This is a genomic window from Comamonas kerstersii (assembly GCF_008801935.1).
GTDB classification, from domain to species: Bacteria; Pseudomonadota; Gammaproteobacteria; order Burkholderiales; family Burkholderiaceae_C; genus Comamonas; species Comamonas kerstersii.
The window spans coordinates 112,987-138,884 of sequence record NZ_VZOT01000004.1 but is presented as its reverse complement, the minus strand read 5'-3'; the positions used below and the strand labels follow the sequence as shown (position 1 = coordinate 138,884).

Sequence of the window (25,898 nt, the reverse complement as noted above, 5' to 3'; positions counted from 1 at the left end):
ATTTTTCAAGCACCGCCGCACAGCCACTGCGGCATTGATAGCATCCACATGCTGTCTGCTTTGTCTTTTCTCCTTGCTACCGCATGCGCATTCTTCACACCTCTGACTGGCACCTGGGCCAGAACTTCATGAACCACAGCCGCGAGCGCGAGCACGCGCTGCTGATTGACTGGCTGCTCGAACAGGTGCAGCAGCACGCGGTGGATGCCGTGCTGATTGCGGGTGACATTTTCGACACCGGCACCCCGCCCAGCTACGCCCGTGCGCTGTACTACCGCCTGATTGCCGAGCTGCACCGCCAGGGCGTGGCCTTGCTGCTGCTGGGCGGCAACCATGACTCCGTCAGCGTGCTCAGCGAAAGCCTGCCGCTGATGCACCACCTGAACACCACAGTGATTGCTGCGACGGGTGAGGCTAGCCAGCACGTGGTCACCCTGCCCCAGCGTGGCAGCGCGCAACCCGGCTGCATTGTCTGCGCCCTGCCCTTTATCCGCCCACGCGATGTACTCACCAGCCAGGCGGGGCAAAGCGCCGAAGACAAGCAGCGCAGCCTGCAAACCGCCATTGCCGACACCTATGCCCGCGTGTTTGCCGCCGCACAGGCCCAGCAGACCGCACTGCAGCAGGCCCATGGCGTGCAAGTGCCCATTGTTGCCACCGGGCACCTGACCACCGTGGGTGCCAGCAGCAATGAATCCGTGCGCGAAATTTATGTGGGTGCACTAGAAGCGTTCCCGACCAGCGCCTTCCCCCCCGCTGATTACATTGCGCTCGGCCATATCCACAAGCCACAAAAAGTCGGTGGGCTGGAACACATTCGCTACTGCGGCTCACCCATTGCACTGGGCTTCGACGAAGCCAGACAGACCAAGGAAGTGCTGCTGGTGGATCTCCACGCACAAGGCCTGCACAGCGTCACGCCCCTGTCCACGCCGGTGGTTCAGGTACTGGCCTCGGTCTCCGGCAATCTGACCAGCTTGCCTGCTGCCCTCAAGGAAATCGCTGCCCGTGAAGGCGTTAGCACCGAGCACCCCGCCTGGGTGGAAGTGACGGTGCAGGAAGACGACTACCTGCCCGATCTGGCCGCACGCATTGCCAGCATGACGGAGGACTTACCCGTGGAAGTGCTGCGCACCAAGCGCCAGCGCGGCACAGCCACCGCCCAGCTGTTGGGCGAGCCCAGCGAATCGCTGCAGGAACTCACGCCGCAGGACGTGTTTGCACGCAGGCTGGCGCAGGAAAGCCTGGCGCCCGAGCTGCAGACCGCGCTGCAGCAGCGCTATGAGCACGTGCTGCGCAGCATCACTACTGGAGAGGCCGCATGAAAATCCTGAGCCTGCGCCTGAAAAACCTCAACGCCCTCAAAGGCGAATTTGCCATTGACTTCAGCCAGCCGCCCTTTGCCGACAACAGCCTGTTTGCCATCACCGGGCCGACGGGGGCTGGCAAGTCCACCCTGCTCGATGCCATCTGCCTGGCCCTGTACCACCAGACCCCGCGCCTGAGCAGCATTGGTGGCAGCAACAACGATTTGATGACGCGCCACACGGCCGGCTGCATGGCCGAGGTGACTTTTTCCGTCAAAGGCCAGACCTACCGTGCCTTCTGGAGCCAGCGCCGTGCGCGTGACAAGGTCCATGGCGCACTGCAGCCACCCAAGGTAGAGCTGGCACACATTGACCCAGCCACGGGTGAAGGAGCAATTCTCACCACCCACAGCAATGACAAGCTCAAGCGCATCGTCGGCCTCACGGGCCTGGACTTTGGACGATTCACCAAGTCCATGCTGCTGGCGCAAGGCGGTTTTGCGGCTTTTCTGAACGCCAACGCCAACGAGCGTGCCGAGCTGCTCGAAGAGCTGACCGGCACCGAGGTCTACGGCCAGATCTCTCAAGCTGTGTTTGAGCGTGCCCGCGAAGCCCGCCAGCAGCTGGAAAAGCAGCAAGCCCTGCTGCAAGGCATGCAGCCGCTGGACGCCACCACACGCGAAGCGCTGCAAACCCAGTCCGACACCCTGCGCAGCACATTGCAGCAATTACAGGAACAGCTGCGCCAACTGCACACCATTGCGCAATGGCAAGCACAGACCACCAGCACGGCTGAGGAAGTCACGCGTGCGGAGCAAGCCCATGCCGCAGCCCAGCAAGCCTTGTACAACGCCAGTGCCGAGTTGCAGCGTCTGCAGGCCCATGCCCCCGCCCAGGCCATTGCGCCACGCCATGCCCACTGCCAGCGCCTGCAGCAGCAACACACACAGGCCAGCGCCGAGCACCAGCAACTGCAGCGCAGCCTGCAGCAGACACAGCAGGCGCTGGAGCTGCTGCACCTGCAGGCCCGTACGCTGAGTACCCATGCGCTGCAGCAGGTTGAGCAAGCACTCGCGCAAACCCAGCAACAGCAATCCGAATGGCAAGACTGGCTGCAGCAACATGCCCCCTATGCACAGCTGGGCGAAGCGCTGAGCGGCTGGCGCTCCAAGCTGGAGCAACTGCAGCAAGACCAAGGCAAGCTGGCAGCCCACAACCGCCATATCGCTGAGCTCAAGCACGCTGCTGAACGCCTGCAACAACAGCGCGGCCAGCAGCAGACAGCCTGCACACAGGCCGCGCAAGCCGTGCAGACCGCACAGCAGCAGCACGCACGGGCTACAAAGGCGTTGCAGCAGCAACTGGGTGCGGAAAGCAGCCTGCAAGCCCTGCGCCAGCGCTGGCAGATCGCACTGGAAACGGCACAGCACAGGCAGCAGCTGCGCGACCATGCCGCGCAGCGCAGTGCCATGGAAGTGCAACGCCAGCAGCATGCGCTGGCCCTGCAGGACATTGCGCAGCGCATCGTGCAACTGGAAGCGCAGCGCCACCAGCTACGTACGCAATACAAGGCCCTGCAGGAAAAAGTGCAGGACAAGCAGACCCTGCTGCTACAGGAGCAACGCATCCAGAGTCTGGAGCAGTACCGCCATGCGCTGCAGCCCAGCGAAGCCTGCCCGCTGTGCGGCTCTCAGGAACACCCGGCCATTGCGCGCTATGCGGCGCTGGATGTCTCCGCCACACAGCAGGCCCTGCAGCAGGCAGAAGCCGAGCGCGATGCCGTACAGCGCCAGGGTGAAACGGTCAGCGCCGAGCTGGCCGCCGTCCACGCCCAGCAGACAGAGCGGAACACCCAGCTGCAAGCCGCTGAGCAGCAGCTGGCGCAATGGCAGCAGCGCTGGGAAGTTTTGACGGCCAGCACCGCCGCCGCCGAAACCTCGGCGCAGGCGCTGGAAGCACAGTACCGGCAAGCCCAGCAAGCCACCGAACAGCTGCACCAACAGCTGCAAGCTGCCGATGCCGCCGAGCAGCAGCTGCAGCAAACCCAGCAAGCCCTGCAGCAGGCCGAGCAGCAGCACAAGGACTGCGCCCACACCCTCGCGCTGACCGAACAGCAACTGCACGAGCGCGTACAGCAACTGCAACAGGCCCAGACCGAGTTACAGACGCTGCAGCAGGACATGCAGGCACAGCAACAAGCCCTGTCAGACAGTCTCAAGGCACAGGGTTATGCCTTGCCCGAGGCCGCCGACATGCAGAACTGGCTGCAGGCCCGCCAGCAGGAGTGGCACAGCTGGCAGCAGCGCCAGCAACAACTCCAGGCACTGGCGCGCACGCTGGACAGCCTGCACCACCAGCACACACAGGCTGCGTCCACCGCCGAGCACTGGCAGCAGCAATGTGCAGCGCTGGGCCTTGCGCCCGATGCCCTGCCTGGACGCAATGCCCAACTGCCAGCGGATCTGGAAAGCTGCGTGCAACAACTGGAACACTGCCGCCAGCAACAGCACAGCCAGCAAGGCCAACTGCGCCAGGCGGAAGCGACCTTGCATCAACTGCAGCAAGACCTGCAGGCTGCGCAAGCCGACTGGCAGCAGGCCCTACAGGCCAGCCCTTTCGCCACAGAGCAGGACTTCCTTGCCGCACTGCTGCCTGAAGCCGAGCTGCTACGTCTGCAGCGCCTGCACGAGCAGCTGCATGGCGAAGTGCAGCGCAGCCATGCGCTGTGGAACGCGGCCCAGCAGCGTCTGGCTGAACTACAGCAACAGGCATTGAGCGAAGAAGCACCGGATGCCATTCAGGCACACATGGCCGATGTGCAGAACCAGCGCGATCAACACAACACACAGCTGGGCGCTAACCTGGCACGCCTTGAAGCGGACGCCCAGCTGCGCGAGCAACAGCAGGCCTTGCTGCAAGCCATCGAACGTGCGCAGCAGGACTGCGACGTCTGGCAGCGGCTGGATGCCCTGATTGGCTCTGCCAAGGGCGACAAATTCCGCAGGTTTGCGCAGGGTCTGACGCTGGACCACCTGCTGCACCTGGCCAACCGGCATCTGCAGCGCCTGCATGGCCGCTACAGCCTGCGCCGCAAAACCACGGGCGAGCTGGAACTGGACATTGTGGATGGCTGGCAGGGCGATGTGGCACGCGACACGCGCACACTCTCAGGCGGTGAATCCTTCCTCGTGAGTCTGGCACTGGCGCTGGCCCTGTCGGATCTGGTCAGCCACAAGGTGTCTATTGATTCGCTCTTCCTCGACGAAGGTTTTGGCACACTGGATGGCGACACGCTGGAGACGGCCCTCAGCGCCCTCGATGCCCTGAACGCCAGCGGCAAGATGATTGGCATCATCAGCCACGTGGAAGCCCTCAAGGAGCGCATTCCCGTGCAAATCCGCGTGAGCAAGGCGGGCGGTGTGGGCTATTCCACCCTGACGTATTAACCCAGCTATGCGCGCTGTGCGCGCAGCCAGTCCACCAGCGCATCTGGCTGGCGCTGCAAATGCACGGTGGCATGCTGTAGCTGCGCCACCTGCTGCTGCAGGCTTTGCACATACTGGCGCAGCAGCTTGGGCATTTTGTGCGGCGCATGGCGCAGCTGCGGGTTCAGGCCCAGCATCTGGGCCAGCTCGGCCTGTGCATCTCGTGTGGCCTGCAGCAGCTGCTGCAATTGCTCCTGCAGCACCAGGCTGTAGCGCTGCAAGTGGGCGTCCTGCAACTGCACCATGCGCTTAGCATCCAGCAGCTCGACCTCCCATTGCAGCTCCAGCAGGGCCAACAAATCATCGGCCTCGTAGGCCTGATTCACACGCTGCATCAGCGCGGTTTTGCGTGCGCGGGCTTTCGGGTCTTGCTCCCGGTCCGGGTGCAGGCTGCTGGCCAGCTTGCGGTAGACCGCCTTGACCGAAGGCTTGGCCTCCTGCTGCGCAGCCTGCGCCTTGCGCTGTGCTTGCTGGCGCTGACGTTGCTGCTGGTGTGCGGCCCGTGCGCGCTGCGCCTGTCGCTGTGCAGCCTGGGTCTGCGCCTCCACATAGGCGGCCACGGCATCTGCATCGTTCCAGTCGATCTCAGGCGCGGCGTTGTGCGCAACCGTCTGCGCTGCCACTTCTTCGGCTGGCTCTGGTTCTGCCTGCTGCGCAGGTGCATAGCGGGCATGCAGCTCGGCCAGTGTCGCGCCAACTACCCCGCTGGCCTGCTGCGCCCCGTCTTCGCTCAGCTGCACAATCATGTGCTGCAGGGTCTGGCGATCGAGCTTGCTCATGGCCTGGCCCGAGCAGCTGTCCAGCCACTGCGCCAGTGCCGCCTGTGCCTGCCACAGCTGCTGCATCAGCGGGCGCACCTGCTGCGCATAGCGCGTGTGCACTTCCTGCGTGGCGTCCTGCCAAGCCTGCCACTGGGTGCGGGCAGCATCGAGCTGCTCCAGTAAGCGGTTGAATGCCTGCTGCGCCGCACTCAGGGGTACATCAGGCTGTGCAGGACAAATCAATAACTGGGTGGAAAAAACGGGCAGACGGGCGGTATCCATAGGCGCTGATTGTCTGTGAAGCGCACATTCAGAGCCTGCGACAAGGCCAAACACTTGGCGCTACGATGCGCATCTCTTGCTTGATAGGTACAAGCCCATGATTCGTATTGCAGAACTCAAAGTCCCTCTCTCGGTCGTTTCATACCACCCCGAGAACCACACCGAATACCATCCCGAAGCCCAGCTGCGTGCCCAGGCCGCAGCACGGCTGGGGATTGCACCTGAGGCCATCGCCCAGCTCACCGTGCACAAGCGCAGCTTTGATGCGCGCAACAAGGCCGAACTGCTGGCCGTCTACATCATCGACATCACACTGGCAGACCCCGCACAGGAAGCCGCGCTGCTGGCCCAGTTTGCCGAGCACCCCCATGTGAACCCCACGCCCGATATGACGTGGAAGCCTGTGGGTCATGCCCCCGCAGACCTCAAGCACCGCCCCGTGGTCGTAGGCTTTGGCCCCTGCGGCATGTTTGCTGCGCTGGTGCTGGCGCAGATGGGCTTCAAGCCCATCGTGCTGGAACGCGGCAAGACCGTGCGCGAGCGCACCAAGGACACCTGGCGTCTGTGGCGCAAGCGCGAGCTGACGCCTGAGTCCAACGTGCAGTTTGGCGAAGGCGGCGCAGGCACTTTCTCTGACGGCAAGCTCTACAGCCAGATCAAGGACCCACGCCATCTGGGCCGCAAAGTGCTGACCGAGTTCGTCACCTATGGCGCACCGCCCGAGATCATGTATGCCGCCCACCCCCACATCGGCACCTTCAAACTGGTGAAACTGGTGGAAGGCATTCGCGAAGAAATCCGCCGTCTGGGCGGCGAAATCCGCTTTGAAGAGCGCGTGACCGACATCACCATCGAAGGTGAAGGCGATGACCGCCACGTCACGGCACTACAAATTTTGAAGCAAGCCACGGGCGAAAGCTATACGCTGCAGACCGATCATGTGGTGATGGCGCTGGGCCACAGCTCACGCGACACCTTTACCATGTTCTATGAGCGCGGTGTCTACATGGAGGCCAAGCCTTTCTCCGTGGGCTTTCGTATCGAGCACCCCCAGAGCGTGATTGACAAGGCACGCTGGGGCAAAAATGCAGGCCACCCCCTGCTGGGCGCGGCCGACTACAAGCTGGTGCACCACGCCAAGAATGGCCGTGCGGTCTATAGCTTCTGTATGTGCCCCGGCGGCACCGTGGTCGCGGCCACCAGCGAGCCTGAGCGCGTGGTCACCAATGGCATGAGCCAGTATTCGCGCGCCGAGCGCAACGCCAATGCGGGCATGGTCTGCGCGATTGAGCCCTCGGACTACCCACAGGATGCCGAATCCTTTGCCTGGGCCTTTGACGGCAAGACCTTTGGCGTAGAGCACCAGCCCGCAGGCCAGTACCACCCCCTGTCAGGCATCGTGTTCCAGCGCCAACTCGAATCCAAGGCCTATGTGCTGGGCGGGCGCAACTACAACGCGCCGGGCCAGCTGGTGGGCGACTTTATCAAGGGCAAGCCTTCGCAAGACGTAGGTGGCGTGCCACCTTCCTACAAGCCCGGCATTACCTGGGGCGACCTGCACCAGGCACTGCCCACGTTTGCGATCGAAGCCATGTGCGAAGCCCTGCCTGCCTTTGGCAAGAAGATTCGCGGCTACGACATGCACGATGCCGTGCTCACGGGCGTGGAAACGCGTACCTCATCGCCTGTGAAGATTGCGCGTGATGCCAACTTCCAGAGCGTGAATACGCGCGGCCTGTACCCCGCCGGGGAAGGTGCCAGCTACGCAGGCGGCATTCTGTCGGCCGGTGTGGATGGCATCAAGGTGGGGGAAGCCGTAGCCGCTGCCATTCTGGGCGTGGACGTGCCTTCGTCTGGCGTGCGCAACTCCGGCGCTTACTAAGAAGGACAGCACGATGCGTTACCCCCGTCCCAACACTGCACAACTGGGCGTGGCCGTGCTGGCCATGGGCCTGGTCGTGCTGTCGTCCAACATCCTGGTGCAGTACGCCATCAATGACTGGCTGACCTGGGGTGCCATCACCTATCCGTTTGCCTTTCTGGTCACCGAACTGGTCAACCGCGCCTTTGGCCCAGCGCAGGCGCGACGTGTGGCCTGGGTAGGCTTTGCCGTGGCCGTAGCCGCCTCTGCCGTGCTGGCACCACCACGCATTGCTGCTGCCTCTGGCCTGGCCTTTTTGCTGTCGCAGATGCTCGATATTTCCGTGTTCAACAAGCTGCGCCACAGCCGCTGGTGGCGCGCGCCGCTGGCAGCTACGGCACTGGCGGCCGTGCTGGACACCACGGTGTTCTGGAGCGTGGCCTTTGCCGGAGAAGACCTGCCCTGGATCACCTGGGCGCTGGGTGATCTGGGCGTCAAACTGCTGATGGCTGTGTGTCTGCTGCTGCCATTTCGCCTGCTCATTGGTCGGCACGCACAGACCAACGCCCCGGTCTAAGGCACAGCGCCCCGGGCTTGCAAGCCATTTGCAAGCCTGATGGGCGAAAAACTCTCCATCATTGCACCTACGGTCTCGCCCGCTTGCAGCGCATGAGCCGACCATAACTACGACCGGAGACATACGTTGACTGCCACCTCTTCGCAACGCCTGCGCATTGCCTTGCTTGGCTGCGGCCTCATGGGCCTGCCCATGGCACGCCGACTGCTGGCTGCAGGCCATGAACTGCACATCTGGAACCGCACCCGCTCCAAGGCGGAGCCACTGGCTGTGGAAGGCGCCCATGTGCACGACAGCCCTCGCCTGGCCTGCCTCCATGCCGACTACGTCATCAGCATGCTGGAAAACGGCAAGATCGTCGGTGAAGTGCTGTTTGGCATGGGTCCGGATGCTGCCATCCAGGGCATGCGCGCAGGCGTGCTGGTGATTGACATGGCCTCCATCCAGCCCCGCGAAGCCCGCGACCATGCCGCGCGCCTGTCCGAGCGCGGTATCCGCCATCTGGACGCACCGGTTTCCGGCGGCACTGTGGGTGCAGAAGCCGGCACGCTGGCCATCATGGCTGGTGGCAAACCCGAAGACTTTGAGGCAGCCCTGCCCGTGTTTGCACCGCTGGGCCGTGCCACGCATGTAGGCCCACATGGCGCAGGGCAGCTGGCCAAACTGGCCAACCAGATGATTGTGGGCATCACCATCGGCGCCGTGGCGGAAGCCCTGCTGCTGTGCGCCAAAGGCGGTGCAGACCCTGCCAAGGTGCGCGAAGCCATTACCGGCGGCTTTGCCGACAGCCGCATCCTGCAGCTGCACGGCCAGCGCATGGTGGAGCGCGACTTTGCTGCACGCGGCAAGATGACAGTGCAGCTCAAGGACATGCGCAACGCCATGGCCACTGCCCAGGAAATCGGTTTTGATGCGCCGATTACCGCCCTGTTTGAGCAGCTGTACGCCGATGGCGTGGAGCACGGTCTGGGTGATCTGGACCACAGCGGGCTGTTTGTGGAATTAGCCAGCCGCAATGCCATGCAGTAAGGCCGCTACTTTTTCAAAAATTGCAAGTGTTTTCCCGCAGGGATAAAAAAATTGGTGCATAATTGCGGCTTCGCTTGATACGAAGCGCAACGAAGTGGGCTCTTAGCTCAGTTGGTAGAGCAGCGGACTCTTAATCCGTTGGTCGAAGGTTCGAATCCTTCAGGGCCCACCACTTCTTGCTTTCGTTTCTTGTCGGGCTCTTAGCTCAGTTGGTAGAGCAGCGGACTCTTAATCCGTTGGTCGAAGGTTCGAATCCTTCAGGGCCCACCAAAATTTCTCTTCATTGCCACAGCGCATTGAATCTTTTCTGGTTGCAGAAGGGCTCTTAGCTCAGTTGGTAGAGCAGCGGACTCTTAATCCGTTGGTCGAAGGTTCGAATCCTTCAGGGCCCACCAAATCAAAGCCTGTCTTGGAAACAAGACAGGCTTTTTTGCTGTTGCCTTCTACACAAACCATAGCTGCTTGCGCCGGCAGCAAGCCACTTTCAGATAGAAAGCATTCTGAAACTGGCTTTTCACCAGCGCCAGGCGCTTCTCTTTTTAAAACAACAGGCACAAAAAAACCGGCACGCAACCGGTTTTTTCTTGCAAAAAGCTTTGCAAGCTTAGCGGTCGTGCTGGAAGCTCTTGCGACGGTCGTCACGACCACCGAAAGACTTGCCTTCACGGCGACCACCGCCAAAACCACCGCGATCACGGTCACCGCCACGGTCTTCAAAGCGGGAACGATCACCGCCAAAGCTGCGAGGCTCGCGCTGAGGACGGTCACCGCCAAAGTTGCCACGCTCGCGCTCGCCACCAAAACGGGGACGATCGCCACCGAAGCCACCGCGCTCAGGACGGTCACCGAATGCGGGCTTGCGATCTGCAAAACCACCTTCGCGACGCTGACCGCCGAAGCCACCGCGATCACCGCCACGGTCTTCAAAGCGAGGACGGTCACCACCGAAGCCACCACGGTCACGATCACCACCCAATCGAGGACGATCACCGCCGAAGCCACCTTCACGACGACCACCGCCAAAACCGCCACGGTCACCAAAGCCCTGCTTGCGGCCATAGCCATCACCATCGCGACGGCCACCGAAGCCACCACGACCACCACCGCCACGGCGGCCATCGCGCTCGCCAGCGGCTGGGAAGCGCTGCTGAGGCTCCATGCCAGGAATGGTTTCTGCCTTGAACTGCTGGCGTGTATAGCCTTCAATGTCAAACACACGGCGACGGTCGCGGAATTCCGCAAATGTCACAGCCACACCTTCACGACCGGCACGACCAGTACGGCCGATGCGGTGGGTGTAGTCTTCTGCCTTCATGGGCAGGCCATAGTTGAACACGTGGGTGATGGTGGGCACGTCAATACCTCGCGCAGCAACGTCAGTTGCCACCAGCACCTGAATCTGGCCATTGCGCAGCGCCATCAGACGGCGGTTACGCAAACCTTGGCTCAAAGCGCCGTGCAAAGCAGCAGCCGAGAAACCAGCTTCTTGCAGGTCAGTTGCCAGACCATCACACTCCACTTGCGTAGAGGCAAACACGATGGCTTGGTTGATGGACTCATCACGCAGCCAGTGGTCCAGCAGCTTGCGCTTGTGCTGGGCGTTGTCCGCCCAGAACAGCACCTGCTTGATATTGGAGTGCTTTTCCTGCGCCGTAGAGATAGTCACCTTCTTGACGTTGGAACCACCATCATGCATCACACGCATGGCCAGTTGCTGCACGCGTGGTGCAAACGTGGCCGAGAACATCATGGTCTGCTTGCGCTGCGCAGTCATCTGGTTCACTTCTGCCAGATCATCGGCAAAGCCCAGATCCAGCATGCGGTCAGCTTCGTCCACCACCAGAAACTGCACCTTGTCCAGCTTGATCTGCATGGAGCGCTGCAGATCCAGCAGGCGGCCTGGCGTAGCCACGACCAGGTTGGCATTCTGCAGCTTGGCAATCTGTACCTGATAAGGCATGCCACCCACCACGTTGGCAATGCGCAGGCCACGGCAGTGCTTGACCAGCTCGATGGCGTCATGCGCCACCTGCTGTGCCAGCTCACGTGTGGGGCACAGGATCAGGGCGCCGGGCACGGCAGCCTTGAAATTGCGAGGATTAGTGGGGTCCTTGCGCTTGTTGCGCTTGGGAGCAGGTTCGCCGCGAGCAGCAGCTTCTGCCACCAGACGGTCGTATTCCGCCTTGGCTTCTGCTTCTTCTTCTGCCTTTTGCTGAATCAGGGTGTTGAGCACGGGCAGCAGGAAAGCTGCGGTCTTGCCCGAACCTGTCTGGCTGGAGACCATCAGGTCGATATAACCGTCCGCATCAGCACCTTCGCCCATGGCCAGAGGAATGGCCTGTGCCTGTACGGGGGTAGGCTGGGTGTAGCCCATGTCGGTGACAGCGCGGACCAGCTCAGGAGCCAGACCCAGTGCTTCAAAAGGATTGGGGCCTGCGGGCACTTCTTCTGCGGCGGCAGCGGTATCTTCCGCATCCATTTCAGCCAGCATGGTGTCCAAAGTTGCGTCCAAAGACACGTCTGCAGCGGCCTGCTGGCCCTGCTCATTCAAAAAGTCGTTCATGTATTTCTCACACGGAAAGCTGCACGACACACAACGGCGGTGCTGCTTTCATGACGGTTAGGGAAGGAACATCAACCGTCAAACAATGCGCTCCACTGCATGGTGGAGACCGTGGGCTGTCGTATCTGGCAGCGCTGGCCGCTTGTGCAAGCGGCCCGGCGTGCGGGTGTCGGTGCCCGGTGAGTGATGGGAGATGTGCGTTATTGCCTGTGTAATGCAGCTGCTCGCGCAGCAAGGCAAGAGGTGGATTATCACACGACCTCGGTTTTCCTTCAATGACAGGGGCTTTATTCAGCCGCCACAGGTGCCAGTGCCAGGAAATGCGCGCGATAGTGCGCCAGCTCGTCAATCGACTCCAGCACATCGGCCAGTGCCGTGTGGCGCTGCGCCTTCTTGAAGCGGCTGACCACCTCTGGCTTCCAGCGTCTGGCCAGTTCCTTGAGGGTGCTCACGTCCACATTGCGGTAGTGCAGATAGCTCTCCAGCTTGGGCATGTAGCGCGCCAGAAAGCGGCGATCCTGGCCAATGCTGTTGCCACACAGCGGCACCTTGCCCTTGGGGATGTACTTGCTCAGAAAAGCAATCAGCGCGGCTTCCGCCTGGGCCTCGGTCACTTCAGAGGCCTTGACGCGGTCAATCAGACCACTGCGGCCGTGCGTGCCCTTGTTCCATGCATCCATGCCATTGAGCAGCGCATCGCTCTGGTGAATGGCAAACACCGGCCCCTCCACGCGAATGTCGAGCTGGGCATTGGTCACAACCACCGCAATTTCAATGATGCGGTCATGTTCGGGGTTCAGCCCCGTCATTTCACAGTCCAGCCACACCAGGTTCAGGTCTGACTTGGGCAACACAGGGGTTTCAGGGGAAGAAGCAAGAGACATCCGCAAATTGTCGCCTACACTCGCGGCACATGCCGACAACAAATTCGCTTTCCCCCTCGATGTTATTGACTCTGGCCTTCGCGGCGGCCCTGGTGCTGCAGCTGCTGGTGCAGGTCTGGCTCAATGCCCGCCAGGTGCGCCATGTGGCACAGCACCGCCATGCTGTTCCGGCCGTTTTCGCTCCCTTTATTTCCCTGCAGTCCCATCAGAAAGCTGCAGACTACACCCTGGCCAAGGCACGGCTCGGCCTGGCCCACATGGCCTGGGGCACACTGATCTTGTTGGGCTGGACGCTGCTGGGCGGCCTCAACCTGCTCAACGAACTGCTGCTCCAGGCCATGGAACCCGGCATGCTCCAGCAACTGGTGCTGCTGAGCTGCTTTGCACTGATTTCCGGCCTGCTGGACCTGCCTTTCTCCTACTACCAGACCTTTGTGCTGGAAGCGCGCTTTGGCTTTAACAAGAGCACGCGCGGCATCTGGCTGGGCGACCTGCTCAAGTCCAGCCTGCTGGCCGCTGTGATCGGCCTGCCTATTGCATGGGTGATTCTGTGGTTCATGGCAGCCACTGGCAGCCTGTGGTGGCTGTGGGCCTGGTGCATCTGGACGGGCTTTCAGCTGCTGCTGATGTGGATTTTCCCCAGCTTCATCGCCCCGCTGTTCAACAAGTTCGAGCCCCTGGCCGATGAATCCCTCAAATCTCGCGTGACACAGCTGATGCAACGCTGCGGCTTTGCGGCCAAGGGCCTGTTCGTCATGGACGGCAGCCGCCGCTCGGCCCATGCCAATGCCTATTTCACAGGTTTTGGCAACTCCAAGCGCGTGGTGTTTTATGACACTTTGCTCAAGCAGCTCAATGCCGACGAGGTGGAGGCCGTGCTCGCCCACGAGCTGGGCCACTTCAAGCACAAGCACATCCTCAAGCGCATGCTGGGCATGTTTGCCTTGAGTCTGTCTGGCTTTGCCCTGCTGGGCTGGCTGTCGCAGCAGGTCTGGTTCTTTACGGGCCTGGGCGTTCTGCCCAGCCCTGCCATGGCCTTCGGCCTGCCTGCGCATGACCATGCACTGGCCCTGCTGCTGTTTGCACTGGCCATGCCCGTCTTTACTTTCTGGGCTGGGCCGCTGACCGCGCATTTTTCGCGCCGCGATGAATTTGAGGCCGATGCCTACGCCATGCAGCAAGCCCAAGGCAGTGCACTGGCCAGCGCCCTGCTCAAGCTCTATAAAGACAACGCCTCCACCCTCACCCCCGACCCTGTGTACGCGCGTTACTACTACTCCCACCCTCCTGCCGTGGAGCGCCTGGCACGCATGCCCGCCCCCACAGCCCCTGAATCCGTGAGCGCCGCATGAGCCGCAGACATAGCAAAGCAGCAGTCGCCTCGGCAGCCGCATCCACCGAAGGTCTGGTGGTGGGCAGCCATGGCCGCCACTGCATCGTAGAGACACCCGACGGCCAGCGCCGCATCTGCCACCCCCGTGGCAAGAAAAGCCAGGCCGTCGTTGGCGACCATGTGCTGTGGCAGCCGCCACCTCCGGGTCAGGGCGAAGAAGGCACGATCGAAAAAGTGCTCGAGCGCCGCAACCTGCTGTACCGCCAGGATGAAATCCGCACCAAGACCTTTGCCGCCAATATCGACCAGGTGCTGGTGCTGATTGCCGCCGAGCCCGTGTTCTCGGAAAGCCAGCTGGCCCGCGCGCTGATTGCCGCCGAAGATGCTGGCATCACCCCCATCATTGCGCTCAACAAGTACGATCTGGAAGAGCCCTTTGCCATGGCCTGGCAGCGGCTGGAGGCTTACCGCGGCATCCTGAACGCAGACGGCAGCGCACGCTACCCCATCATCCCGCTGAACCTGACCAGCGATGACCCTGAGCAAAAAGAAGCCCTCATGGATTTGCTGCAGGGCAAGCGCAGCTTTGTGCTCGGCCCCTCCGGCGTCGGCAAGAGCACGCTGATCAATCTGCTGGTGCCCGGCGCGCAGGCCGCAACCAACGAAATCTCGCGCGTGCTCAACACCGGCAAGCACACCACGACCACCACCAGCCTGTACTGGATGGATGAGGCACGCAGCACCGCCATCATTGACTCTCCCGGCTTTCAGGAGTTTGGCCTGTACCACATTGCAGCCACCGACCTGCCCAAGTGCATGCCTGACATTGGCGCACTGGCCGACCAGTGCAAGTTCTACAACTGCACCCACCTGCACGAACCCGGCTGCGCCGTCATGGCCGAAGTGGACAATGAAGGCAGCCCACACTACATCCACCCGAACCGCTACCGCATCTATACCGAGCTGTTTGAGGAGCTGAACGCGGGCTTCAAATACTGAAGCCCAGCCACTGAAAAACAAAAAGCCTGCTGTACAAACAGCAGGCTTTTTTATGCATCAAATATGGCTCTAAGGCTTATGCAGAAAGCGCTGGCAGCTATCAAATTAGCCAAGCAGACGCGCCAAACTCAGCAGCGCCAGCAGCAGCATCCACACCACCACGCTGCGCCAGACCAAGCCCACCACGCTGCGCAGATGCCCCACTTCGGCTTCACGGCCTGGCGTCACCCCGGGCTCCTGCCTGCTATCCTCGTCGTCGTAGATCGGGGCTACGGTCAGGTCTTCGCGCATCTTCAGGCCTGCGCCCCCCAGGCGCACATTGATGGCACCGGCCGTGGCTGCCAGGATCACGCCATCGTTATCGTTGGGGAAGTACTTGGTGTGGAAACGCCAGCCGTCAATCGCATCCTCAAAACTGCCGACCACGGCAAAGCCCATGGCCGTCATGCGTGCAGGCATCCAGTCAATCACGGTCCAGGCCTGCTTGGCCGACTGCTGCAGGCGTTCACTCACCGGCGCTGCACCCGCAATGGATTTACGCGACCAGTAGCGCGACAGGTACTCCGCCATGCGGTACATCACCGCACCCGCAGGCCCCATGCCCAGCGCAGCCAGCAGGGCAAACCAGAACAGCACACCAAACACATGGCGGTGGGCACTGAGCACGGAATACTCAATCACATGGCGCACCACTTCGCTGCGCGGCACTTCAGAGGCATCCACCTGACGCCATTCAGCCAGCGCTTCACGAGCGGCCTGCTCATCCCCATCATCGAGCGCATCACGGATGCGCGTGAAGTTGTGGCTGAACTGGCGAAAGCCCAGTGTCACGTACAGCACCGCCACATTCCACAGCATGGCAACCGGCCAACCCACCCAGCGCATCAGCAGCCAGTACACCCCAACTGCCAGCAAGGCGGGAGGCACCACGGCCAGCCCCCAGGCTACCCATCCATGGTGTTCTCGTCCCGCATCAAAGTTGCGACGTACGGACACGGTCCACGCTCTGGCCCCCGCGTGAACGAGGTTATCGCGTGACAGAGGTCGGGCCTGCTCCAGCAGCAAGGCAAGCAAGATGGCGAAGAAGCTCATGGGACTATGATAGCGGCAAGCACTCACCGCGCTATGAGAGTTCTCTGATCTCAGGCAGTCATGAACCGGTAAAAATTGCGCAGCATGCCTGCGGTGGCACCCCAGATATAGCGCTCCTTCCCCCCATCGTCATAAGGCATGGAAAACCACTCCCGCTCCATGCCCTGCCACTGCAGGCGATGACGGCGATGGTTGGCCGGGTTCAGCAAAAAGCGCAGCGGCACCTCAAACACATCGGCCACCTCCTGCGGGTTGGGCCGCAAAGTGATGCGCGGGGAGATCAGCGCCACCACGGGCGTGACGATAAAAGCCGTACCCGTTTCATAGATCGGCAGGCTGCCCAGCACTTCCACGGCCGACGGCTCCAGCCCCACTTCCTCCTGCGCCTCGCGCAAGGCCGTCATGATGGGGTCGCGGTCTTCCGGATCCTGTTTGCCTCCGGGGAAAGCCACCTGCCCGGAATGCGTAGACAGCTGCTGCGTGCGCTGGGTGAGCAGCACCGTCAACTCTTCCCGCTGCACCACGGGCACCAGCACGGATGCAGGCACAGGCTGTCGCTGCGCAAAACGTGCTTCACGGCGCACCTCGGGCTGCCACTGCGGAGGCTGTGCAAAGCGCTGGCGCAAGGCTTGCGGCGTCATGCCAGCCGCAGCAATCGCTGGCAGGTGCGCATCCGTGCCAACGACAGGCACCTGGCGTGGATCAAAGCTGGGAATACTGGCCGTCAGCGAGCTGAAGCGCTGGTTCGGAGAATCGTTGGAAGACAAGTGTCCCTCGGTACAGACATAAAAAAACCGCTACAGCGAACTGTAGCGGTTTTCTTCAGGAAAGACTGGCGCTGATTACTCAGCAGCAGCAACTGCAGCAGCCTTGCGCTGTGGCAGCTTTTCCTTGATACGTGCGGACTTACCGCTGCGCTCACGCAGGTAGTACAGCTTGGCACGACGCACGTCACCACGGCGCTTCACTTCGATCTTAGCGATCATAGGAGAGTAGGTCTGGAATGTACGTTCCACACCTTCGCCGGAGGAGATCTTGCGCACGATGAAAGCGCTGTTCAGACCACGGTTACGCTTAGCGATCACCACGCCTTCGTAGGCCTGGACACGCTTGCGGTTACCTTCCACCACATTCACGGACACGATGACGGTGTCACCAGGTGCGAAAGCGGGGATTTCCTTGTTCAGGCGAGCAATTTCTTCTTGCTCAAGAGTTTGGATCAGGTTCATGATTCATCCAAATCGATCTTGTCCGCGCCAGGATTGGCAAGCACCGGGATTGGTGCTATGGCTGCATTCAAACCGTTGCAGCGGCCGGATAGAGGATCGAAGAACCGGCAATTATAGCTGTTGTGCAATTTTTGCCAAAAACCCTTCATCTTTGGCAGTGAGCAAGCCCTTGGCCCGTGCCTGCTCGATCAGCTCTGGCCGATGCAGGCCGGTGATCTTCAGACGCTGCTCACGGCGCCAGCGCTCGATATTGGCATGGTGGCCAGACAGCAGTTCTGGCGGCACTTCCTGCCCATTCCAGACTTCTGGACGTGTGTAGTGGGGGCAGTCCAGCAGGCCGTCGAGCGCGGGGTTGAAGCTGTCCTGCTGAAAGCTGCCTTCATCATTGAGCACGCCAGGCTGCAAACGCGCAATTGCATCCAGCATGACCATGGCCGCCAGCTCGCCACCCGAGAGCACAAAGTCACCCAGGCTGATCTGGTGCGTGACGTGCTTATCGATAAACCGCTGGTCGATGCCTTCGTAGCGACCACACAGCAAGATGGCGCCCTGGCTGTCGCTCCACTGCGCCACCACCTCATGCTTGAGCGTGGTGCCAATCGGAGAGAACAGCACGACGGGCACCGCTTCAGTCTCACCACTGTCAGCGCGCGCTGCACGGATGGCGTCCATGCAGTGCTGCAGGGGCTCGGCCATCATCACCATGCCAGGGCCGCCGCCAAAGGGACGGTCATCCACACGGCGGTAGTTGCCCTGGGCGTAATCACGCGGATTCCACAGATGCACGGCCACCTGCCCGGAGGCATAGGCACGACGCGTCACACCACTTTCCAGAAATGGGGCAAACAGCTCGGGGAACAGGGTGATGATGTCAAAGCGCATGTCAGATGGCCTCAGTAATCGGGCTGCCAGTCAGCCACAATGGTTTTCGCAGCCAGATCGACCTGGTCGATATACGCATCCACAAAGGGGATCATGCGCTCGCGCTCCTTGCCATCCTCTTCATAGCTGAGCACCAGCGTGGTCTGAGGGCCAGTCGCCAGCAAGTCCTTGACCGTACCCAGTGCCACACCTTCGCGGTTGCTGACCTTCAGGCCCAGCAAGTCCACCCAGTAGTACTCACCGTCATCGGTTTTGGGGAAATGTTCGCGTGCAATGAACACACGGGCGCCGCGCAGCGCTTCCGCAGCATTACGGTCTGCTACGGCAGGCGAAGTCGCCACAATGGAGTCCGAATGAGGACGCGCCTGCTTCACAGGCAGCAGCACGGTACCTGCAAAATTCTTTGCCCCTTTTTCAGCGGGCAGCAAAAACCATTGCTTGGCGGTGAACAGGGCCTCAGGGTCAGCGCTGTAGGCAATGACCTTAAACCAGCCCTTCACACCCCAGGCATCCGCAATACGCCCTACCTCCACGGCATCGGCAGGCAGCGTGGTGGACTCAAGTTCAGGCATGTGGCTCATGGGTATCTATAAAAGGCAGAAGAAAAGAAAAAAACGGGTTCCGTCAGACAAGCCAACGGAACCCGTTTTCAATCAGCAGGACTGATTAAGCAGCAGCCTTGGCAGCAGCTTGCTTGATCAGGCGCTCCGCTGTGTCGGAAGCTTGAGCACCAACGCTCTTCCAGTAAGTCACGCGGTCCATAGCCAAACGCAGGCCTTCTTCAGCGCCACGGGCGTTAGGGTTGTAGAAACCCAAGCGCTCGATGAAAGCACCGTCACGACGCACGCGCTTGTCAGCAACAACGATATTGAAGAACGGACGAGCCTTGGAGCCGCCGCGGGAGAGTCGAATAACGACCATGATTTATCCTTCGGGTGGTCGCAGCAAATTTACTGCAAGTGTTTTTCACGGCGTTTGAGACACGCGACATGGCCACCCGGCCAGCGACACGCCGAAAGCTAAAGATTATATAGGGTTCTGATTTTTATGCCTACCATCCGGGCAAGCCAGCCTTTAGATTTACCGGCTATTACGGCCATTTACCGACACCATGTACTGCACGGCACGGGCAGCTTTGAAACCGAACCTCCGTCGCTCCAAGAAATGTCGCAACGCCGCCAGGATGTGCTCGACAAGCAACTCCCCTGGCTGGTGGCCGAAGATGAGGACGGCAGCATCCTTGGCTACGCCTATGCCAACTGGTTCAAGCCACGTCCGGCGTTTCGCTTTTCTGCGGAAGACTCCATCTATGTGGCCGAGCATGCCCGTGGCCGGGGCATTGGCCGCCTGCTGCTCGAAGCCCTGTGCCGCGAGTGCGAAGCCGCTGGCGTGCGCAAACTGATTGCGGTGATTGGCGACAGCAGCAACGCGGGCTCCATTGGCGTGCACCGTGCGATGGGCTTTGAGCACGCAGGCACGCTGCGCAATGTGGGCTGGAAGTTGGAGCGCTGGCTGGATGTGGTGATGATGGAAAAAAGCCTGGGTGCGGGCTCCAGCACCGCGCCAGTCTGAGCTCTATTCAAAAAAGAGAGCATCTAGCGCTGAAATAAAAAGGACTTCAAGGCAAAAACACCTTAAAGTCCTTTATTTTCAAGCGCTAGCAGCTTCGTTTTTGCTAGCTTATCAAAGCGACTTAGTACAGCTGCAGGCTGATCCAGTATGCAATCGCGGCCACAAAGGCACTGGCGGGGATGGTCAGAATCCAGGCCCACACAATATTGCCCGCTACACCCCAGCGCACGGCACTCATGCGCTGCGTAGAACCCACGCCCACGATAGCGCCGGTGATGGTGTGCGTAGTCGACACAGGCACGCCCAGCATGGTGGCCGTGAACAGCGTGATCGCGCCGCCCGTTTCAGCACAGAAACCACCCACAGGCTTGAGCTTGGTGATCTTCTGGCCCATGGTCTTGACGATACGCCAGCCACCGAACATGGTGCCCAGGCCAATTGCTGCATAGCAGCTCACAATCACCCACATGGGAGGAGATGTATCGCCCGAAGACATATAGCCCGTAGCCAGCAGCAGCAGCCAGACGATACCGATGGTCTTTTGCGCATCGTTACCACCGTGGCCCAGCGAGTACGCACCGGCAGACACCAGCTGCAGGCGACGGAACCACTTATCCACCTTGTTGGGGCGTGCACGGCGGCAAATCCAGGCCACGATCACCATCAGCAGCGAACCGAAGACAAAGCCCAGCAATGGCGAGATAAAGATAAAGGCAACGGTCTTGATCAGGCCAGCAGCAATCAAGGGCGTAGTGCCGGCCTTGGCAACCACCGCACCGACGATGCCACCGATGAGCGCGTGCGAAGAGCTCGATGGAATGCCGTAGTACCAGGTAATCAGGTTCCAGACAATGGCACCCGCCAGCGCACCGAACACCACATGGGTGTCCACGATGTCAGGGGTCACAATGCCCTTGCCCACCGTCGCAGCTACGCTCAGGTGAAAGACAAAAATCGCTACAAAGTTGAAAAAGGCGGCAAACACCACGGCCTGCGTGGGTTTGAGAACGCCCGTAGAGACAACGGTTGCAATGGAGTTCGCCGCATCATGAAACCCGTTCATGAAGTCGAAAATCAGCGCCATTGCCACCAGCAAAATGACCACCCACAGGGCAGCTTGTACGGTTTCCATGATCAGGAGTCTCTGTGCTGGTCAATCAGGAGTTTTCGAGGACGATGCCCTCGATGATGTTGGCAACGTCTTCGCACTTGTCGGAGATGGTTTCCATCAGTTCGTACACGGCCTTGAGCTTGATCAGTTCACGCACGTCTTCTTCTTCACGGAACAGCTTGCTCATGGCTGCGCGCAGCACGCGGTCAGCGTCCGACTCCAGACGGTCGATTTCTTCGCAGGTCTTGATGGCCGCTTCCACGTTGTCGGGATTTGCAATATTGCCCAGCAGCTTGACGGCATCGCTCAGGCGCTCGCAGCACTTGACGCTCAGATCGGTCAGGCGGTGGATTTCCTCATTCATGCTGCGGATGTCATACAGCGCCATGGCTTCGGCCGAGTCCTGGATCAGGTCAGCCACATCGTCCATGCCATTGATCAGGCTGTGGATGTGCTCACGGTCCAGTGGCGTGATGAAGGTCTGGTGCAGCGTCTTGGTGACTTCGTGTGTCACGCGGTCTGCGGCACGCTCTGCGTTATCCACATCGCTGATGTACTTTTCGCGCAAGTGCGGATCGTTGTAGTTAGCGACCAGCTGCGAAAACGCGCGAGCAGCTTCAACGATGCGATCCGCATGTTGGTTGAACATTTCAAAAAAGTTGCCTTCGCGCGGCAAGAGTTTGCCAAACAGCATGGACATTCCCCAAAGATGATGTGCAGGTAAAAGTTAAGCAGTCCCGCCACCATGAAGCGTAGGCTGCTGAAATATTTGGTTGTACGGCAAGCGCGCAGAAAAAAGTGCCTCGCCGACCAGTGACTGCAAAGCGCCACGACATGACGCCGATTGCAGGTGCATGGAACTTCAGAAATTCTCCATGACAACCGCATGAAGATTGGATGAATTTTTTATGACATTTCTGTGACAACACCCAAACCCGAACAGGGCTATGTAAGTGCCAGCTTCATTTGAATCGCTGATGAATTATGCACACAGACATATTTCCATGCAGCGATCATCAGGATGCAAAAAACGTTGCTGCACCGCAACAAATTTAAACATTGAGCCCTGGCCAGTCATAAAAACAGGCACGGATGCTGCACATCCATGCTTTAGCGCGGCGGTTTGCGCTGCTGCGGCGACTGTGCATTGAGCTGCTGCAGACGGGCCAGCTTGTCAGCAATCTTGATCTCCAGCCCGCGTGGCACGGGCTGGTAAAAATGCGGGTTGTCCATGCCCTCGGGGAAGTAATCCTCACCCGCCGCAAAGGCCTCGGGTTCGTCATGCGCATAGCGGTAGCCCTTGCCCCAGTCCATGTCTTGCATCATCTTGGTCGGTGCATTGCGCAGGTGCATGGGAATGGGGCGTGTGCCTTCGGTCTTCACCAGCGCCTTCATCTGGTTGTAGGCCTTGTAGCCCGCATTGCTCTTGGGCGCCACTGCCAGATAGATCACCGCCTGGGCCAGCGCCAGCTCCCCTTCGGGGCTGCCCAGGCGCTCGTAGGTGGCGGCTGCATCATTGGCAATCTGCATGGCGCGCGGATCTGCCAAGCCAATGTCTTCCCAGGCCATGCGCACAATACGCCGCGCCATATAGCGCGGATCTGCCCCACCGTCGAGCATGCGGCACAGCCAATACAGCGCAGCGTCGGGGTCGGAGCCGCGCACCGACTTGTGCAGCGCGCTGATGCTGTCGTAGAACTGCTCCCCGCCCTTGTCATAGCGGCGCATTCGCTCGCCCAGCACCTGCAGCAGCCAGGCATCGGTAATGCTTGCCACCCCGGCCTGCTCGGCCGTGATGGACAGCGTCTCCAGCGTGTTGAGCAGGCGGCGAGCATCGCCGTCCGCATAGGCAATCAGGCGCTCCAGCGCTTCATCTTCAATAGCTGGAACCGCTTTCAGCGCCTGCGCCTTGGCCACAATCTGCTTCAAATCCTCCGGCGTCAGACTTTGCAGCACATAGACCGCAGCGCGCGACAGCAGCGCAGAGTTCACCTCGAACGACGGGTTTTCCGTGGTCGCTCCAATAAAGGTGAACAAGCCGCTTTCCACATGCGGCAAAAAGGCATCCTGCTGGCTTTTGTTGAAGCGGTGCACTTCATCCACAAACACAATGGTGGACTGGGGCATCAGGCCGCTGCGTGCAGCTTCGGCCTTTTCTACGGCTTCGCGGATGTCCTTGACGCCGCCGAGCACGGCACTGATGGTCAGAAACTGCGCATCAAAGGCATCAGCCATGAGGCGCGCAATCGTGGTCTTGCCCACGCCCGGCGGGCCCCAGAGGATGCAGCTGTGGGGGCGACCCGACTCAAAAGCCAGCCGCAGCGGCATGCCTTCACCCAGCACATGCTGCTGGCCAACCACCTCGCTCAGATGGCGAGGGCGCAGACGCTCGGGAAGGGGTTGGTACAAGCCATCGGCTTTGATATCACGCAAATCAGCCTCGTTCTTACCGGGTATTACAAAAGCCGCCATATAACAGATGTTTATATGGTGCAGAATCAGTGTTTCATCGGATCTTTGCATGTTTTGCGCGATGGCCACCACCACCGCCCAACAACACTGCTTGTTCGTTCCGCGAAGCCACAAGCTTAAACGGCACGAATCTTCCCTGCTCCGCTTGCAGTCGCTGCGACCCTCGACTGCAACGCATCTGAGAGCCAGCGCTGGCTGCCATCTGCATGCAGCTGCTGACGCTGCGCTCACAAAGTCCGTGAATCATCGCTTGTTCTAACACCAGACTGCAGCACCACGGTGCCGCGGTTGCTGAGGTATTTCGGTTTTTCGTATGAAAACACTCAAGACGCGGGACATCATTGCCCTCGGATTCATGACATTTGCGCTGTTTCTCGGCGCTGGCAACATCATTTTTCCTCCCAGCGTAGGCCTGGCCGCAGGTGAGTTCCAGTGGTCGGCAGCGCTTGGCTTTTTGCTGACAGCCGTGGGCCTGCCGCTACTGGGCGTCATTGCGCTGGCACGTGTGGGCGGCGGTCTGGATACCCTGACCCACCCTATCGGCAAGCTGGCTGGCACCCTGATGGGCCTGGCCATCTACCTGACGATTGGCCCCTTCTTTGCCACACCGCGCACGGCCACCGTGTCGTTTGAGGTGGGCATGGCGCCCTTCACGGGCAACACCCCGGAAGCCCTGCTGATCTTCACCATTGGCTACTTCCTGCTGGTGATGGTGCTGGCACTGTTCCCCGGCAAGCTGATGGACAACATCGGCAAGATCATCACCCCTGCGCTGATTGCTGTGCTGGCCATTCTGGGCATTGCCGCCTTCGTGGCGCCTGCGGGTGACATCGCCGCCCCTGCAGCCGCCTATGACGCCGCAGGCAAGGCACTGGCACAGGGCTTTCTGATGGGCTATCAGACCATGGATGCGCTGGCATCACTGGTGTTTGGCATCCTGATTGTGGCTTCCATCAAGGCCGCAGGCGTCACGGACACCCGTCTGCACACCCGCTACACCATCTATGCCGGCATCATTGCTGCGCTGGGTCTGGGTCTGGTCTATGTCTCGCTGATCTATCTGGGTGCCATGAGCGGCACCACCGTGCCTGCGGATGCCAGCGGCGTGCAGATTCTGACCCTCTATGTAGAGCGCACTTTTGGTACCAGCGGCATTGTGCTGCTGGCGGCCGTGATTTTGCTGGCCTGCCTGACCACAGGCGTGGGCCTGGTCAGCGCCTGCTCGGCCTACTTCAGCCAGCTGCTGGGCGTGAAGTACCGCACCGTGGTGGTGGTGATGTCGGTGTTCTGCGCCGCCGTGGCCAACCAGGGCCTGGCCCAGCTGATTGCCGTGGCTGTACCCGTGCTGGTGCTGATCTACCCCGTAGCCATTGCCCTGATTGCACTGGGTCTGCTGTCCAAGCTGTGGCGCCATAAGGCACGCGTATTCATTCCCGCGATGAGCACTGCGCTGGTCTTTGGCCTGATTGACGGCGCCAAGGCCGCTGGCCTGAACGTGCCCGAGGTGTTTGCCTCGCTGCCTGGCAGCGAAGTAGGCCTGGGCTGGCTGGTGCCCGTGCTGGTGGTCATGGTGGTGGCAGGCGTGCTGGATCGCGTTCGCGCCATTCCTGCCAAGGCTTGAGCGCCTCACAAAGCCTGCTGCTTCAGCAAAAAAGCCCTGCGGACATGCCCTCCGCAGGGCTTTTTTTCGTAGCCACTATCAAAAGAAAAGCTGCCAGCGCTGATAAATCAAGGACTTCAGATATAAAAGTATCTGAAACCCTCTAATTTCAAGCGCTAGCAGCTATTGCTTTGAAAGCATGCATCGGCATCTGATTTACTGCTGCACGATGTCTGCACCTGCAGGCACTTCAAATCGGAAATTCACCGCGGGCAGGGAAGGCAGTACCTGCATCTGCTCAAAGCGGATCACAGAGCGCTGACCAAAGCTGTCCAGAATGTCCATGGCAGCCAGCGTAGAACCCTGAAAGCCTACGCGCACGCTCTTGAGCTGGCTGTCTGCCTCACGCGGCTCGGCCTCCACCCATTCCAGGCCATCCGCTGCAGGCAATGCCTTCAGATGAAAAGTCTTTTGCAGCGCCCCCACGTCATTGGCCGAAGCCAGCACCGCCGCAGGCGTGCTGCCCAGCGCATCAGCCTGTCTGCGCTGGGTGACCTGGTTCAGGTCTACGTCATACAGCCAGACGTTGTTGCCGTCCGCCACAATGGTCTGCTCAAAAGGCTTGGCGTAGACAAACTTGAACTGGCCCGGACGCTGAAATTCAAAACTGCCGCTGCTGACCTTGCTGCGCGCCGTCTCGCCTTCCCTTGCAGGGGCTGTCACCGTCTGCGTGAACTGCGCCCGCCCAGCCTTGGCCGTGCGCATGAATTGCTCCAGGCTCTGCAGCCCATCCGCCCAGGCCGCCAATGGCAGCAGACCCAGCAGCACCCATGCGCCTATGCTTTGTTTCTTCATGACA

22 protein-coding genes and 3 tRNA genes are annotated in these 25,898 nt (G+C 60.6%); 12 read left to right on the top strand and 13 right to left on the bottom strand.

Annotated elements, in window-relative coordinates; all coding sequences use genetic code 11:
- The first annotated feature begins 83 nt into the window (after window positions 1–83).
- Both sbcD and F7P80_RS07955 read left to right on the top strand, forming a co-directional pair.
- The gene (sbcD, locus tag F7P80_RS07960; protein ID WP_151043832.1) at window positions 84–1,325 is read left to right on the top strand and encodes an exonuclease subunit SbcD; all 1,242 of its coding nucleotides are present in this window, start codon (window positions 84–86) and stop codon (window positions 1,323–1,325) included.
- Window positions 1,322–4,753, top strand: coding sequence for an SbcC/MukB-like Walker B domain-containing protein (locus tag F7P80_RS07955; RefSeq protein ID WP_151043829.1), 3,432 nt, complete (start codon window positions 1,322–1,324; stop codon window positions 4,751–4,753). The genes sbcD and F7P80_RS07955 overlap by 4 nt, the downstream gene beginning before the upstream one ends.
- Before the next feature lie 5 nt (window positions 4,754–4,758).
- Here F7P80_RS07955 and F7P80_RS07950 read toward each other — a convergent pair whose 3' ends face one another.
- Entirely contained in the window at window positions 4,759–5,835 is a 1,077-nt protein-coding gene (locus F7P80_RS07950; RefSeq protein ID WP_151043826.1) for a J domain-containing protein, read from the bottom strand.
- Window positions 5,836–5,932: 97 nt separating this feature from the next.
- Between F7P80_RS07950 and F7P80_RS07945 the strand changes: the two genes are divergently transcribed.
- From F7P80_RS07945 to F7P80_RS07920, 6 genes are all read left to right on the top strand, one after another.
- Complete coding sequence (locus F7P80_RS07945) at window positions 5,933–7,717, top strand: NAD(P)/FAD-dependent oxidoreductase (protein WP_151043823.1); 1,785 nt, start codon at window positions 5,933–5,935, stop codon at window positions 7,715–7,717.
- A 13-nt stretch (window positions 7,718–7,730) separates the two neighbouring features.
- Entirely contained in the window at window positions 7,731–8,273 is a 543-nt protein-coding gene (locus tag F7P80_RS07940; protein WP_054067521.1) for a VUT family protein, read from the top strand.
- Between the two features lie 126 nt (window positions 8,274–8,399).
- Entirely contained in the window at window positions 8,400–9,302 is a 903-nt protein-coding gene (locus F7P80_RS07935) for an NAD(P)-dependent oxidoreductase (protein ID WP_210606718.1), read from the top strand.
- 96 nt (window positions 9,303–9,398) lie between these two features.
- Window positions 9,399–9,474: transfer RNA gene (locus F7P80_RS07930), tRNA-Lys, on the top strand.
- Between the two features lie 22 nt (window positions 9,475–9,496).
- A tRNA-Lys gene (locus tag F7P80_RS07925) sits at window positions 9,497–9,572 on the top strand.
- Window positions 9,573–9,621: 49 nt separating this feature from the next.
- Window positions 9,622–9,697, top strand: a tRNA-Lys gene (locus F7P80_RS07920).
- A gap of 209 nt (window positions 9,698–9,906) precedes the next feature.
- On the opposite strand, the gene F7P80_RS07915 is transcribed toward F7P80_RS07920, so the two are convergent.
- Both F7P80_RS07915 and orn read right to left on the bottom strand, forming a co-directional pair.
- A complete protein-coding gene (locus F7P80_RS07915; protein ID WP_151043820.1) occupies window positions 9,907–11,865 on the bottom strand; it encodes a DEAD/DEAH box helicase in 1,959 nt (652 codons plus the stop codon).
- Window positions 11,866–12,152: 287 nt separating this feature from the next.
- Window positions 12,153–12,749 (bottom strand): oligoribonuclease, encoded by a 597-nt coding sequence (gene orn, locus F7P80_RS07910; RefSeq protein ID WP_054067523.1) that lies wholly within the window; start codon window positions 12,747–12,749, stop codon window positions 12,153–12,155.
- Between the two features lie 59 nt (window positions 12,750–12,808).
- Between orn and F7P80_RS07905 the strand changes: the two genes are divergently transcribed.
- On the top strand, window positions 12,809–14,101 hold the full coding sequence (locus F7P80_RS07905; RefSeq protein ID WP_080025149.1) for a M48 family metallopeptidase: 1,293 nt from the start codon (window positions 12,809–12,811) through the stop codon (window positions 14,099–14,101).
- Entirely contained in the window at window positions 14,098–15,081 is a 984-nt protein-coding gene (gene rsgA, locus F7P80_RS07900; protein ID WP_151043817.1) for a ribosome small subunit-dependent GTPase A, read from the top strand. Before F7P80_RS07905 ends, rsgA begins: the two co-directional genes overlap by 4 nt.
- A gap of 105 nt (window positions 15,082–15,186) precedes the next feature.
- Here the strand turns inward: rsgA and F7P80_RS07895 are convergent, their stop codons facing one another.
- The 6 genes from F7P80_RS07895 to rpsP form a co-directional block, all read right to left on the bottom strand.
- The gene (locus tag F7P80_RS07895; RefSeq protein ID WP_058880086.1) at window positions 15,187–16,173 is read right to left on the bottom strand and encodes a CobD/CbiB family protein; all 987 of its coding nucleotides are present in this window, start codon (window positions 16,171–16,173) and stop codon (window positions 15,187–15,189) included.
- A 50-nt stretch (window positions 16,174–16,223) separates the two neighbouring features.
- Complete coding sequence (locus F7P80_RS07890) at window positions 16,224–16,940, bottom strand: CoA pyrophosphatase (protein ID WP_054067527.1); 717 nt, start codon at window positions 16,938–16,940, stop codon at window positions 16,224–16,226.
- A gap of 75 nt (window positions 16,941–17,015) precedes the next feature.
- Window positions 17,016–17,402: a 50S ribosomal protein L19 gene (rplS, locus tag F7P80_RS07885; protein ID WP_054067528.1), complete on the bottom strand. Its 387-nt coding sequence runs from the start codon at window positions 17,400–17,402 to the stop codon at window positions 17,016–17,018.
- Between the two features lie 111 nt (window positions 17,403–17,513).
- Window positions 17,514–18,284: a tRNA (guanosine(37)-N1)-methyltransferase TrmD gene (trmD, locus tag F7P80_RS07880; protein ID WP_151043814.1), complete on the bottom strand. Its 771-nt coding sequence runs from the start codon at window positions 18,282–18,284 to the stop codon at window positions 17,514–17,516.
- 11 nt (window positions 18,285–18,295) lie between these two features.
- On the bottom strand, window positions 18,296–18,865 hold the full coding sequence (rimM, locus tag F7P80_RS07875; protein ID WP_077345148.1) for a ribosome maturation factor RimM: 570 nt from the start codon (window positions 18,863–18,865) through the stop codon (window positions 18,296–18,298).
- Between the two features lie 85 nt (window positions 18,866–18,950).
- Complete coding sequence (rpsP, locus tag F7P80_RS07870) at window positions 18,951–19,205, bottom strand: 30S ribosomal protein S16 (protein WP_054067531.1); 255 nt, start codon at window positions 19,203–19,205, stop codon at window positions 18,951–18,953.
- 126 nt (window positions 19,206–19,331) lie between these two features.
- On the opposite strand from rpsP, the gene F7P80_RS07865 reads away from it, so the two are divergent.
- Window positions 19,332–19,856 carry a GNAT family N-acetyltransferase gene (locus F7P80_RS07865; protein WP_054067532.1) on the top strand — a complete coding sequence of 175 codons (525 nt, stop codon included), beginning with the start codon at window positions 19,332–19,334 and terminating at the stop codon, window positions 19,854–19,856.
- A 121-nt stretch (window positions 19,857–19,977) separates the two neighbouring features.
- Here the strand turns inward: F7P80_RS07865 and F7P80_RS07860 are convergent, their stop codons facing one another.
- The 3 genes from F7P80_RS07860 to F7P80_RS07850 form a co-directional block, all read right to left on the bottom strand.
- Window positions 19,978–20,988, bottom strand: coding sequence for an inorganic phosphate transporter (locus F7P80_RS07860; RefSeq protein WP_054067533.1), 1,011 nt, complete (start codon window positions 20,986–20,988; stop codon window positions 19,978–19,980).
- 25 nt (window positions 20,989–21,013) lie between these two features.
- Entirely contained in the window at window positions 21,014–21,661 is a 648-nt protein-coding gene (locus F7P80_RS07855) for a DUF47 domain-containing protein (protein ID WP_054067563.1), read from the bottom strand.
- A 416-nt stretch (window positions 21,662–22,077) separates the two neighbouring features.
- Entirely contained in the window at window positions 22,078–23,400 is a 1,323-nt protein-coding gene (locus tag F7P80_RS07850) for a replication-associated recombination protein A (RefSeq protein ID WP_242603957.1), read from the bottom strand.
- A 352-nt stretch (window positions 23,401–23,752) separates the two neighbouring features.
- Between F7P80_RS07850 and brnQ the strand changes: the two genes are divergently transcribed.
- A complete protein-coding gene (gene brnQ / locus F7P80_RS07845; RefSeq protein ID WP_054067534.1) occupies window positions 23,753–25,060 on the top strand; it encodes a branched-chain amino acid transport system II carrier protein in 1,308 nt (435 codons plus the stop codon).
- A gap of 195 nt (window positions 25,061–25,255) precedes the next feature.
- On the opposite strand, the gene lolA is transcribed toward brnQ, so the two are convergent.
- A complete protein-coding gene (lolA, locus tag F7P80_RS07840) occupies window positions 25,256–25,894 on the bottom strand; it encodes an outer membrane lipoprotein periplasmic chaperone LolA (protein ID WP_151043811.1) in 639 nt (212 codons plus the stop codon).
- Between the last annotated feature and the right edge of the window lie 4 nt (window positions 25,895–25,898).